Annotated in this window: 10 protein-coding genes; 6 read left to right on the top strand and 4 right to left on the bottom strand. The window is 42.6% G+C overall.

Going from position 1 to position 13,821, the window contains the following annotated elements; all coding sequences use genetic code 11:
• Positions 1-7: 7 nt before the first annotated feature.
• Positions 8-520, bottom strand: coding sequence for a YfiR family protein (locus KEM09_RS16535; protein ID WP_212229962.1), 513 nt, complete (start codon positions 518-520; stop codon positions 8-10).
• 221 nt (positions 521-741) lie between these two features.
• Here KEM09_RS16535 and KEM09_RS16530 point away from each other — a divergent pair, with 221 nt between their 5' ends.
• From KEM09_RS16530 to KEM09_RS16505, 6 genes are all read left to right on the top strand, one after another.
• On the top strand, positions 742-1,788 hold the full coding sequence (locus tag KEM09_RS16530) for a hypothetical protein (protein ID WP_212229960.1): 1,047 nt from the start codon (positions 742-744) through the stop codon (positions 1,786-1,788).
• Positions 1,789-1,853: 65 nt separating this feature from the next.
• Positions 1,854-4,265 carry an efflux RND transporter permease subunit gene (locus KEM09_RS16525; RefSeq protein WP_212229958.1) on the top strand — a complete coding sequence of 804 codons (2,412 nt, stop codon included), beginning with the start codon at positions 1,854-1,856 and terminating at the stop codon, positions 4,263-4,265.
• A 13-nt stretch (positions 4,266-4,278) separates the two neighbouring features.
• Entirely contained in the window at positions 4,279-5,253 is a 975-nt protein-coding gene (locus KEM09_RS16520) for a polyprenyl synthetase family protein (protein ID WP_212229956.1), read from the top strand.
• A 35-nt stretch (positions 5,254-5,288) separates the two neighbouring features.
• The gene (gene atpD / locus KEM09_RS16515; RefSeq protein ID WP_212229954.1) at positions 5,289-6,803 is read left to right on the top strand and encodes a F0F1 ATP synthase subunit beta; all 1,515 of its coding nucleotides are present in this window, start codon (positions 5,289-5,291) and stop codon (positions 6,801-6,803) included.
• Positions 6,803-7,054 carry an ATP synthase F1 subunit epsilon gene (gene atpC / locus KEM09_RS16510; RefSeq protein ID WP_212192062.1) on the top strand — a complete coding sequence of 84 codons (252 nt, stop codon included), beginning with the start codon at positions 6,803-6,805 and terminating at the stop codon, positions 7,052-7,054. Before atpD ends, atpC begins: the two co-directional genes overlap by 1 nt.
• 123 nt (positions 7,055-7,177) lie before the next feature.
• Positions 7,178-8,194 carry a glycosyltransferase family 9 protein gene (locus KEM09_RS16505; RefSeq protein ID WP_212229952.1) on the top strand — a complete coding sequence of 339 codons (1,017 nt, stop codon included), beginning with the start codon at positions 7,178-7,180 and terminating at the stop codon, positions 8,192-8,194.
• Here the strand turns inward: KEM09_RS16505 and KEM09_RS16500 are convergent, their stop codons facing one another.
• Genes KEM09_RS16500 through metH form a run of 3 tightly spaced genes read right to left on the bottom strand, consistent with a single transcriptional unit; the run spans position 8,195 to position 13,646 of the window.
• The gene (locus KEM09_RS16500) at positions 8,195-8,809 is read right to left on the bottom strand and encodes an ankyrin repeat domain-containing protein (RefSeq protein WP_212229950.1); all 615 of its coding nucleotides are present in this window, start codon (positions 8,807-8,809) and stop codon (positions 8,195-8,197) included.
• 47 nt (positions 8,810-8,856) lie between these two features.
• Positions 8,857-9,849, bottom strand: coding sequence for a methylenetetrahydrofolate reductase [NAD(P)H] (metF, locus tag KEM09_RS16495; RefSeq protein ID WP_244825068.1), 993 nt, complete (start codon positions 9,847-9,849; stop codon positions 8,857-8,859).
• Between the two features lie 59 nt (positions 9,850-9,908).
• Positions 9,909-13,646 (bottom strand): methionine synthase, encoded by a 3,738-nt coding sequence (gene metH, locus KEM09_RS16490; RefSeq protein WP_212229948.1) that lies wholly within the window; start codon positions 13,644-13,646, stop codon positions 9,909-9,911.
• Positions 13,647-13,821 lie beyond the last annotated feature (175 nt).

Below are 13,821 nucleotides of genomic sequence, written 5' to 3'. Positions count from 1 at the left end.
TTACTTGTTATAAGCTTATTGCATTTGACATCCCTTCTAGCTTTGAGCTAATTTGCAAACCAAATTTAGCAGCATTGCCTTTATGGATCTCAAATTTAAGTTTATCATCTCTAACCACAAAGTTAATCATCGATCCCGAATTACATGCACCCTCGGCTTCGGTAATTATTAACGTGCTTCCGCCGTTAACTTTACTTACAATAGTTGCGGCATGTTTCGAGAAGTTAACGTTGGATGAAACGTAAACCACCTGACAATCTACAACTTCTTCCGGAGATTTAAACTCTTTAATAACAACATTCTGGAATCCGAATTTTTTACCTGCAGACAATTTCGTCATCCAATCAGCGATTTCCCTGTCGCGCACAACTCCTATCACAAAGTCCCCTTGTTTGGCTGATTCAGTCCAGCCAATGTGCCTTATGAAACTCAATGTAAATACTGACTTAAACTTGGCTACCTGAGCGTTTCCGGCTAAAGGTAAAACAATTAAAGCCAAAAAGAATAAAACCTTTTTCATAATAAATCTGTCCTACAAAATTCAACATCTTAATGCGCTTTGGTACGCACCAGAACTTATATTGTTTCTTTTTACCTTAATAATTTTGATTTTTAGGACAAAAGAATCCAAAATGACGGGTTAAAAATTAAGCCATTTCACTTAACTTTGCACAACTTTTCTAGTCCAACCACGCTAAATAAATAGGTGTCAAACACCTCCAAAACATCAACACAAAACAAATGAAACATACCTCACTAAAAATAGACTCATCCTTATTATTATTGGGCAAAACAAAGGAGATTAGCGAAGAGCTGTCATCATTCATTGCCGATTTAAACCTTAATAAAGCCTGCATAGCCAAACTTGAGTGCTATATTTCGCTGGACAGTTCCGATGATATCATCAGCTGTCAGACTCATCTGACAGATAGTTTCAAACAACTGTTTGGGGAACACATACCAGCTTTTTCACTGATTAATCAGCAAGCTGCTGATATTAGCAACAAAGCACTTTTAAAACTGACACTATTTGACGAGCCCGATTCAGTAGTTAGCTGCAAAGAGTTTCAGAAACACCCCTACACCGTTGTAACCATTAACGATGATAAACTGGTGTTTTCAGGCGGGATACATTTTACTGAGGAGAAGGATATTCTCCGTAGCATCCAGTTGAGTTATGATTTTGCAGAACAGCTACTCGACCATGAAGAGATGCACATGGGTCACCTGGCAACCGTCTCCAACTACATGGAAGATCTGGAAGGTAAAAATATTGCTTCTACCGGGTGGAGCAACCTGGCAACACTTGAAGAAGTGAGATCTTTATATTTCGATCCCACCCTTTTTAAGCATGGTTACCCACTACTCTTGAATAACAGCATCAAAACAGGCGCATTTTGCATTGACTTTATAGCAGCATCAAAAGATGGTTTTCCAACTGCCCAGTACCAAAAAAACACGAATGGTCTGACACAATCGTGCTATCTGCCATGTCTGCAAAAAGTCTTAATCGGCAACCTTAGTACTCAACAAGCCAATAGCATTGATGAGCAAATAGACTTCTACAAAACAGCTATTGAAGCAGTCATCAGTAACTATAGTTCATCAGAAATACTTATCGAAGAATTGAAGATTTTACTCACTAACCCCGATTTGGCACAGTTGGTAGAAGATGAGCTGACAAATCTTCTGCACCAAAATAAAACAAGCGTATTTCATACCCAATCGAACAAAGCAGAACATTGGTTTGACATTGAAGTTATTGCCTCGGTTACCTGCGACAAATAAATCATTGCCCAACAAACCCTTTTTACCTATTTTCGCACAATCACAAAAAAGGAGAAGATTAAGAGATGTGGATTAATATTGCACGCTACATACTGCGTAACCGAATAGCCATTCTAATAGCATTATTTATAGTAACCGTTTTCATGGGCATCATGTCGCGACAGATTGAAATGTCGTACCAATATGCCCCCCTGCTACCAGAAGATGATCCAACCTACTTGGAGTATGAAGAGTTTCTGAATATCTATGGGAATGAAGGAAACATGGTTATTATTGGTATTAAGAACGAAGATTTTTTTGAGCTTAGTGATTTTAATAATTGGCAGGAACTATCTAAATCACTCCTTGATATCAATGGAGTTACCTCCGTTTTTTCAGTGGGACAATCGTATGACCTTAAAAAGAATAGCAAAGAGAAGCGCTTTGAAATAGCGCCTATATTTCCTGAAAAGGTCAAGTACCAAACTGAGCTAGACTCACTTAAAGAAGTATTTTATTCACTGCCATTTTACAAAGAGCTTTTATACAACGAAAACACAGATGCCTTTTTAATGGCCATTACGCTTGATGATGAGCTCCTGCACAGCAAAAAGCGGGTGAAACTGATTGAAGATATTCAAGAAGCAGGGCAGCAATTTGTTGAGAACAGCAGACACGATATACATTATTCAGGACTTCCGTTTATACGAGTGGTAACAGCCGAAATGATTAAGAGGGAATTGAACATGTTCATTTTCCTCGCTTTAGGTATTACAGCGCTTATCATTTTCTTATTCTTCCGCTCGTTTAAGGTGGTGATGTTTTCCATGCTGGTGGTAGGCATTGCTGTTATTTGGGCCTTAGGTATTCAAGGGATTTTCGGCTACAAAATCACCATCCTAACCGGTATGATTCCGCCATTGATTATTGTCATTGGTATCCCCAACTCAGTATTTCTTCTCAACAAGTATCATCAGGAATACCGAAAGCATAAAAATAAAATCAAGGCATTGCAGCGTGTTATCCGCAAAATAGGTAACGCCACATTTCTTACCAACCTGACCACTGCATCGGGATTTGCCACATTTATTTTCACCAGTAGTAAAATCCTGGTTGAATTTGGTGTGATTGCAGCCATCAACATTATGGTCGTGTTTGTCCTGTCCATCCTTTTAATCCCCATCATCTTCAGTTTCCTGGATGGACCAAAGGAGCGCCACCTCAATCACCTCGATAATCAACTGGTAGGCAAAGCAGTTAACGGATTGGTGCGCATCTCATTAAATCACAGAACGAAAGTATATTGGGTAGCCGGAATCATGCTACTAATGGGTATCTTCGGAATTTCGAAGATTAAAACCACGGGCTTTATGCTTGATGACATCCCCCATGATGATCCTTTGTATGTCGATCTCAAATTTTTTGAAGAAAACTTTAATGGCTTAATGCCACTGGAGCTGATGATTGACACAAAGAAAGCCAATGGCGCCATATCGGGCAGTAACCTGAAACGCATGGACAAGCTGCAGGAAGAGTTGAAAGCATTTGATGCCATCTCACATCCCTTATCTATGGTTGAAGTGGTGAAGTTTGCACGTCAGGCTTTCTATAATGGTAAAGAAAGACATTACAAAGTGCCCAGTAACCAGGAGCGTAATTTTATTCTTTCGTATGTCAATAAAAGCGATACGGAGGCAACAGCCAACAACGGACTGGTCACTACGTTTATTGACTCAACCAAGCAGCGGGCGCGCTTAAGCTTCCGCATGAAGGATATTGGCACCACTGAGATGGCTGTTCTGGATAAAAAAATCCGAGAAACCATCAATAGTGTATTTCCTTCAGATAAATATTACACCTCCCTAACGGGTGCCAGCGTAGTGTTTTTCAAGGGAACCGATTACCTGGTACGCAACCTGTTTACCAGTCTGCTATTAGCCATTGTACTAATCGCCTCCTTCATGGCCTGGATGTTCTCATCCAAAAGAATGGTATTGGTATCCTTAATACCAAACATCTTTCCGCTTATTATGACGGCAGCACTCATGGGCTTTTTCCATATACCCATTAAACCATCCACCATCTTAGTTTTTAGTATAGCCTTTGGTATCAGTGTCGATGATACAATTCACTACCTGGCTAAATACCGGCAAGAGCTATCAGAGACCAACTGGAGCATCCGGGCAGCTGTGGTATTGGCTTTAAAGGAAACCGGTGTGAGCATGATTTACACATCCATCATTCTATTCTTCGGTTTTGGAATCTTCAGTGTATCGCAGTTTGGTGGCACCGTGGCATTGGGTATATTAGTAGCCGTTACGCTTTTAATAGCTCTGTTTTCAAACCTTATTCTTCTGCCGGCGTTGTTGTTAACGTTAGAGAAGGCTATTACTAATCAATCGTTCAAAGAGCCTTTATTACATATTTATGATGAAGATGAAGACATTGAACTGGAAGAACTAAGAATAGAAAAGAAACACGAGCTTAAATCAGAATAACACACATCAATTTATGTACACAATAACCGACCTTCAAAAATTGGTAGAGCAAGAAATCAGCAAACAACAATTTGTGGTTGAGCCCAAAGGCCTGTATCAGCCGATAGAATACGTAATGGGAATGGGCGGTAAGCGCATACGGCCAACCATGTGCCTGGCAGGCTGCTACCTGTTTACCGATGATATTCAGCCAGCTCTGAAGCCCAGTTTATCACTGGAGATATTTCATAACTTCACCTTGCTGCACGATGACATAATGGATAATGCCGATGTGCGACGCAACCAGGCAACTGTGCATAAAAAGTGGGACGAGAATACCGCTATCCTCTCTGGCGATGCCATGCTGATCAAAGCCTACCAATACGCTTCCGAAATTAATGGGCACCACCTTAAAAAAGTAATTGACTTATTCAGTCAAACAGCCATTGAAGTATGTGAAGGTCAGCAGTACGACATGGAGTTTGAGACCCGCGACGATGTGGAGGTATCGGATTATCTGAATATGATAAGGCTGAAAACAGCCGTATTGCTGGCTGCCAGCTTGAAAACAGGTGCTATCATAGGTGGTGCCAGTGATGACGACGCAAATTTGCTATATGAATTTGGCGAGAATATTGGCCTGGCATTCCAGTTACAGGATGACTTCCTGGATGTGTATGGTAACATCGAAACTTTTGGAAAAGCAATTGGGGGAGATATTGTTGCCAACAAGAAAACATTTTTACTACTTAATGCGTTACAATTGGCGTCGGGTTCATTGCGCAATGACCTTCTGAAATGGATAAACGCTGTCGACTTTGATGCTCAGGAAAAAATAGAAGCTGTTAAAACCATCTACAACACACTAAAGGTAGACGAATTAGCCAGAGAAAAAATGAACTTCTATTTTGATAAAGCCATTGCCGCCCTTAACAAGGTCAATGGTCGTGAAAGCATGAAAGAGCAATTGCGCCATTTCGCAGTTAAGCTCATTGAGCGTTCCCGATAAAGGAACATTATCAACGCGAGAATAATACGCATAATATGGAAAAATTGGTTGGTACCATCATTCAAATAGTTGGTCCGGTTGTAGATGTAAGCTTCGACCTTAACGATCAGGAGCTACCTAATATCTTAGATGCTTTAGAAATTAAGCGCGAAGGTCATCCTTCAATTATTATTGAGTGCCAACAGCATATTGGCGAAAATACCATACGCTGTATTGCGATGGATTCAACAGACGGCTTGATGCGTGGCCTGGAAGTGACCCATTTGGGAAGTCCTATTACCATGCCAGCGGGCGAAAACGTTAAAGGCCGCCTGCTTAATGTGGTGGGTAATGCCATTGATGGCATCGGTAATGTAACCAAAGAAGGTGGTAAACCCATTCACCGCGATCCGCCATCATTCGAGGAACTATCTACTCAGGCCGAAATCCTTTTTACAGGTATAAAAGTAGTTGACCTGATTGAACCATATGCCAAAGGTGGTAAGATTGGTTTGTTTGGTGGTGCTGGTGTAGGTAAAACCGTATTAATTCAGGAGCTAATCAACAACATTGCCAAAGGACACGATGGATTATCAGTATTTGCCGGTGTTGGTGAGCGTACCCGTGAAGGTAATGACCTGCTTCGCGAGATGATTGAATCAGGCATTGTAAATTATGGCGATGCCTTTAAAGAAGATATGGAAAAAGGTGGCTGGGACTTATCGAAAGTAGATAAAGATGCGCTGGATACATCACAGGTAACCATGGTATTCGGTCAGATGAATGAGCCTCCTGGTGCACGTGCACGCGTGGCCTTGTCAGGCTTAACCATTGCCGAAAGTTTCCGCGATGGCGACGGCACAGGTTCAGGACGCGATGTACTTCTTTTCGTGGATAACATCTTCCGTTTTACGCAGGCTGGTTCAGAGGTGTCTGCACTATTAGGCCGTATGCCTTCTGCAGTAGGTTATCAGCCAACCCTATCATCTGAGATGGGTGCCTTACAGGAACGTATTGCTTCTACCAAGCATGGTTCAATTACCTCGGTACAGGCTGTATATGTGCCTGCCGATGACTTGACTGACCCGGCTCCTGCAACAACCTTTGCTCACCTGGACGCCAAAACAGTATTAAGCCGTAAGATTGCTGAGCTGGGCATCTATCCCGCTGTAGATCCATTGGATTCAACTTCACGGATGCTAACGCCTGAAATTGTTGGTGATGAACATTACAATACCGCTCAGGCTGTTATTGAGATTTTACAGCGCTACAAAGAGTTACAGGATATTATCGCCATCCTTGGTATGGAAGAACTATCAGAGGAAGATAAACTAGTAGTGCACCGTGCACGTCGTGTACAACGCTTCCTGTCGCAACCATTCCATGTGGCCGAACAGTTTACCGGTCTGAAAGGTGTATTTGTATCTATTGAAGACACCATCAAAGGCTTTAAGATGATACTCAACGGCGAAGTGGATCAATACCCCGAATCAGCCTTTAACCTGGTGGGTACCATTGAAGAAGCTATTGCCAAAGGTGAAGACATGTTGAAACAAGCTAAATCAGCCTAATGGAAGATCTGCATTGCGAAATAGTGACACCAGTAAAGGTCATCTACGATGCACCGGTTGGATTGGTGACCGTGCCTGGTGAGAAAGGGCAATTTACCTTGCTTAAGAATCACGCACCCATCATTTCCGTGCTTATTGAAGGGAAGATTAGGGTGATTAGTAAAACAGGTAGCGAAGAGTATTTTGACTGCAAAAGTGGCGTGTTAGAATGTGAAAACAATAAGGTGACCATCCTAATCCATAAGAGCTAATAGTCAGTTTACGATATAACACAAATGAAATCCCGGCAATACACCGGGATTTTGTTATTTTTGCGCTTTAATTACATCTCAACGAAGCGGTTTATACACCTCTTTTACTATATTTTTTAAAGCATGAAGATCCTTATTATACGATTAAGTTCAATTGGTGATATCATTCAATGCATGTCGGTGGTAACTGGCCTTAAAAACCAATTTCCACAGGCTGAAATTCACTGGGTGGTGCGCGCCGACATGGAGTCGCTGGTTAAGATCGAACCACGCATCGACCGCATTTGGGCCTTTGATAGGAAAGAAGGATTTGGAGGCGTTTTTAAGCTGGGTTCGAAACTTAAAAAGGAGCAATTTGACCTAATCTATGATGCCCATAGTAATATTCGCTCAAACATCCTTAAACTGGTGTTGTGCCCCTTTGGTATTTGTAACATATTTAAAAGAAACAAGCTGGTAACGCGACATAAAGATCGCCTCAAGCGCTTATTGCTGTTTAAATTTGGTGTTAATCTGCTTCCAAAACCATTTAAGGCACTAGACTCGTTTCGTCAGCCATTGAAAAAATGGCAGGTAAATGAGTTTAACACACCTTTTAACGACTGGCGTTTTCCACGTGAAACAGAAGAAAAGATAGAAGAGCTGGTTTTAAATCGGCTACCCCAAGGCCAGAAGTTTGTGACCCTTGTACCATCAGCTGCGTGGGAACTGAAGCGTTGGCCGGTTAAATACTGGCAAGAGCTGGTTAAAATTAGAGAAGACCTGCACTTTGTGGTATTAGGAGGGCCCGGCGATACATTTTGTGAGGAAATTAAAGCAGCTGCTCCTGAGCGTGTGATTAACCTGGCAGGTCAAACCTCATTAATGGAAAGCTTCTGTGCCGTGTGGCATTCACCATATGTTATCAGTGGCGATACCGGCTTCTTACATGCAGCTGACCTGTTTCAGAAACCCGGACAGGCGATTATTGGCCCAACAGCTTTCGGCTATCCATCAAACCCAAAGATGAAAATAATGGAGGTGGATTTACCTTGTCGACCGTGTACCAAAGATGGCAGTACCAAATGCAAGATAAAAGAAGAGAGGAAATGCCTCATGGACATCTCCCCTCTATTAGTTGCTAAGTCAATTGACTTTTAATTATTTCACTTGCGATTGAATATAGGCTACCACTTCCTGGTGGCCTTTTGATTGGGCAAAATCCAGTGACGATTCACCATCCACATCCACCATGGAAAGATCGGCTCCGTTAGCTACCAATAGCTTAACAACTTCCAGCTGACCTTCTGAAGCCGCCATCATCACGGGTGTCCACTGCTCCTCATTATCTGTGGCATTCACATTGGCTCCGGCTTGTATCAACACTTCGACAGCTTGTGTAAAAGGACCGGTAGAGGCAAACATCAGCGCCGTGCGGTTCATGCCATCTACAGCATCAACCTCAGCTCCATTTTCAAGCAATACTGAAACAATGTGGTGATGTCCGTTATAAGCGGCCAGCATTAAAGCACTGTGCTGATTTTCGTCCATCGCATTGATATTAATGCCATTGCCGATTGCTTCCTTGACTTTATCTAAATCGCCCTCCAAAGCAGCCTGAAAATAAGCTGGCATATTGATACTTTCCGTTACTGCCTGCTCTTCTGTTTCCTGAATTGACTGACTTTCCTTTTGTTTATCCTTTTTGGCCGTCGACTGACAAGCCAGTGTGACTATCATTATTGCCACACTTGTTAATGTTACTAATTTCTTCATCCTGATATTTTGATGTTAAATGGTCAATTAAAATAAAGGTAATTCCCTTAATAGATAGCCTCCGCCACCTTGCGGGTACTTGCTGTGGCCATCATGGTGTAAAAATGCAGAATAGGTACATTATGCTGTATCAGTTCTTTTGCCTGCTGAATACACCACTCTACCCCTACCTGTTTCACCTCATCATTATTTTTACATTTCCTGATTTCTTTGGCAAAATCCTCCGGGATATCCACGTGAAAAATTTTTGGCAGCACCGTAAGCTGGTTCATTAACGTAACAGGCTTTAAACCGGGGATAATAGGAACCGTTATGCCCATTGCACGAGCTCTCTTAACAAACTCAAAGTACTTACTATTATCAAAGAACATTTGGGTAACTATGTACTCAGCACCAGCGTCAACTTTCTGTTTTAACCAGTACAGGTCAGATTCCATATTAGGAGCCTCCTCATGCTTCTCAGGATAACCGGCCACACCATAACTAAAAGGCGTATCAAATGCATCGAGTAATGTGCCATCCAGAAACTGTCCGGCATTTAATTCATTCACCTGATTGACCAAATCAAGCGCATAATTATTACTTTCCTCTGATGTGGAAGCAAATCGCGCTTTATTGGAATTATCACCCCTCAACAATAAAACATCATGAATTCCCAGAAAATTGAGGTCAATCAAAGCGTACTCGGTCTCACTTTTTGTAAAACCACTGCATATGATGTGTGGTACAACCTTAATGCCGTAACTATGCTGGATTGATGCTGCCACGGCTACAGTACCTGGTCGTTTACGAATCACGCGCCGCTCATACAGCCCATTGGCAGTATCTTTATACTGCATCTCATCCCTGTGCGACGTGATATTTATATAGAGCGGGTTAAACGCTTTTAGTTGCTCAATGGTATTAAATACTTTGTCAATACTATTGCCTTTGAGTGGTGGTAGTAGTTCAAAGGAAAAGCCGGTTTTAGTGGTTGATTTTATTTGTTCTGCTACAGTCATTCTATCAATGGTGATTAGTTGAATCGTTGATTTGGACATTTGTTGATTTGCAAACCAAAGTCTTCAAATCAACAAATATCCGATTCAACACCTAATTGTTACTTATACTCCAGATTTAAAGGAATCCACTTCTCTACTTCTTCAGCAGTGCAGCCTTTTCGACGGGCCACATCCTGCACCTGATCTTTACCAATCTTACCCAAACCAAAATAGATGGCATCGGGGTGCGCCAGGTAAATACCACTCACCGACGCATTAGGATACATGCTGTAATGCTCAGTTAAGGTAATGCCGGCATTTTCTTCGGCCTGCAGCAGGTCAAAAAGCGTGCGCTTCTCGCTGTGATCGGGACAAGCAGGATAGCCAAGCGCGGGGCGAATACCCCTGTAACGCTCACGAATCAGGTTCTCATGGTCGATGACCTCCTCAGGCGCATAACCCCAAAACTCTGTTCTGATGCGATAATGCAACAACTCGGCAAAAGCTTCGGCTAATCGGTCGGCCAATGATTTTAACAGGATACTGCTGTAATCATCATGATCAGCTTCAAACTGCTCCAGCCATTTTTCGATACCAACACCAGCCGTTACGGCAAACCCACCAATATGGTCGAAGCGCTTGCTTTCTTTAGGTGCCACGTAATCGCTCAAACAGTGGAATACCTTTTTGCCGGGTTTATCCTGCTGTTCTCTAAGATGGTGGAAAGTGGCCATAACTTCCTGACGCGACTCATCCGTATATACTTCTATATCATCGCCTACGCTATTAGCCGGAAATATACCAAACACCGCATTAGCCTGCAGCATATGCTCTTGCTCTATCCTATCGAGCATAGCTTGTGAATCACGATACAGCTTTAATGCTTCTTCTGCTTTAGCTTTAGCATCATCGGTACGGTAACGCTCCAGCCATTTGGCTTTTGAAGCCTTATCAACCACCGACTCCATATGGTCGTAGTTACCGGTTAAACGCCAAGCCTGGTAAAAGAATGTCCAATCAATAAATTTACGAATCTCACTTATCGGATAGTCTTCCAATACACGCACACCAGCCTCTGCCGGTAGTGGCGTTATTGTATTAGACCAGTCAATCTGATGCTTTCGGGCACGTGCCTCTTCTATTGGCATCAGCTTAATTGTTTTCTTACTCGCATTTCGCTCTCGAAGGCCTGCATATTCATGCTTAACCTGCTGCACAAAGTTATCCTTCTCTTTGGCAGATAATAAGGCGCTCACCACCTGTGCACTTTTTGAGGCATCTTTCACATGCACTACCGGATTGTCATACTCAGGCTCAATTTTAACAGCGGTATGTATTTTTGACGTGGTAGCACCACCTATCAGCAAAGGAATATTGAAACTATTACGTTTCATTTCTTTAGCTACCGTCACCATTTCTTCCAGCGAAGGTGTAATCAAACCACTCAGCCCTATGATATCAGCGCCATGCTCAATGGCTTTCTTCAAAATCTCTTCGGTGGGCACCATCACCCCCAAATCAATCACCTCATAATTGTTACATCCTAAAATAACGCCCACAATATTTTTACCAATATCGTGTACATCACCTTTAACGGTGGCCATTACTATTTTCCCATTGGTTTTAGCACCTCCGGTTGAGGCTTTTTCCTCTTCAATAATTGGTTGAAGAATAGCAACAGCTTTTTTCATTACGCGTGCTGTTTTTACCACCTGAGGCAAAAACATCTTGCCACTTCCAAAGAGCTCGCCCACCACATTCATGCCGTCCATGAGCGGCTGCTCAATAATATCGAGTGCTGTTGGATACTTTTCCAGGGCCTCGGCAATATCCACATCCAGATAATCGCTGATACCTTTCACCAGACAATGACTCAGGCGTTCTTCCAGTGTTCCTTCGCGCCAGGCAGCTTGTTGGATTTCGCCTTCGGTCTGTTGCGTATTTTTAATTTGCTCGGCATACTCCACCAGACGATCAGTAGCATCACTGCGTTTATTCAACACCACATCTTCAACATATGCCAGCAGTTCTTTGGGTATATCATCGTAAACCTGCAGCATGGCCGGGTTCACAATTCCCATATCCAGGCCTTCCTGGATAGCATAATATAAAAATACCGAGTGGATGGCCTCACGTACCACATTATTCCCTCTGAACGAAAAAGACAGGTTGCTGATACCTCCACTGATATGTGCATGTGGCAGGTTCTCTTTTATCCACTTACAGGTTTTGATGAAATCAACTGCATAATTATTGTGCTCCTCTATACCTGTGGCAATGGCCAACACATTGGGGTCAAAAATAATATCCTGTGGCGGAAAGTTGACCTTTTCTGTTAATAGCCTGTATGCTCTTCCACATATTTCTTTACGACGTTCAAAGGTATCGGCCTGACCCTTTTCATCAAAAGCCATGACCACCACTGCTGCTCCGTACTTTTTGATGATACGGGCATGCTCTAAAAACGGCTCTTCCCCTTCTTTAAGGCTGATGCTATTCACCACAGACTTACCCTGCAGACACTTCAGACCGGCTTCTATCACCTCGAATTTAGATGAATCCACCATCACCGGTACTTTGGATACATCCGGATCAGACATGAGCATATTGAGGAAAGTGACCATCTCCTCTTTGGCATCCAACATGGCATCATCCATGTTCACATCCACTATCTGGGCGCCATTTTCTACCTGATGACGGGCTATATCAACCGCCTCTTCGTATTGCTTTTCTTTGATTAAGCGCAAAAACTTGCGAGAGCCCGCCACATTACAGCGCTCACCAATATTCACAAAATTGGCATCTTTACGCATCTGCAACGATTCCAAACCACTTAAATGAGTGATGGTTGGAGGCTGTACTTTCTGGTGCCCGTTATACCTGGCAGCCACCTTAGCCATCGCCGCAATGTGTTCGGGTGTTGTTCCGCAGCAGCCACCAATAATATTAACTTTACCATCGGCCATCCAGTGCTCTACCAACGCAGACATCTGATTGGGGGTTTGGTCATATTCACCAAACTGATTGGGCAAACCGGCATTGGGGTGTGTACTTATATAGAAAGGGGCATTCTTGGACAGCTCGGTTACATATGGTTCCAGCTCCTCAGCACCCAATGAGCAGTTAAGACCGATACTGAGAATATCCATATGCGAAATAGAATCGATAAACGCCTGCAAAGTCTGACCTGATAAGGTACGTCCACTGGCATCAGTAATAGTACCTGATACCATAATTGGCAACTTACAAGCTTCCTCTTCAAACACTTCATCAATGGCAAACAGAGCCGCTTTGGCATTTAGTGTGTCAAAAACGGTTTCTATCATCAACAGGTCAGACCCGCCCTTAATCAGCGCTCTCACCTGCTCTTTATAAGCTTCCTTTACCTCATCAAAGCTGGTTGAACGGTAGCCCGGATTATTCACATCGGGTGATAACGACAGTGCTTTATTCAGCGGACCAATGGACCCACAAACAAAACGAGGCTTATCCGGATTTTTGGCTGTGTATTCATCCGCCACTTCACGTGCAATACGTGCCGATTCGAAGTTAATATCCCACACGGCCTCCTGCATGTCATAGTCGGCCTGTGAAATAGACGTTGCATTAAATGTATTGGTTTCAATGATATCAGATCCAGCCTCCAGGTATTTGGCATGAATTTCTTTAATTATATCAGGTCTGGACAATGAAAGGATATCATTATTTCCTTTGATGGGCATGTGGTGATGCTTAAAGCGTTCGCCCCTGTAATCATCTTCCTCCAGTTTATAGGTCTGAATAAGGCTTCCCATGGCGCCATCAAGAAGCAATACACGTTCTTTAATGACCTTATACAACAATTCTGTTCGCGTCATATTGATCTTATCAATTTGAAAAATGTGGTTAATGTTTTATGGTATATGGTTTTAACTTCAACTCTTAAGAGCAGTCAATTGTTATCAGATTACCTAACAATCCAATATCTTAAATAGTTAGACCTGAACAAGCAAAATTACGATAATTTTTTTCCAATAAGACAATAAACAGCCA

It is taken from the genome of Carboxylicivirga mesophila, assembly GCF_018271975.1.
GTDB classification, from domain to species: Bacteria; Bacteroidota; Bacteroidia; order Bacteroidales; family Marinilabiliaceae; genus Carboxylicivirga; species Carboxylicivirga mesophila.
This window is presented reverse-complemented; position numbering and strand designations above follow the sequence as displayed.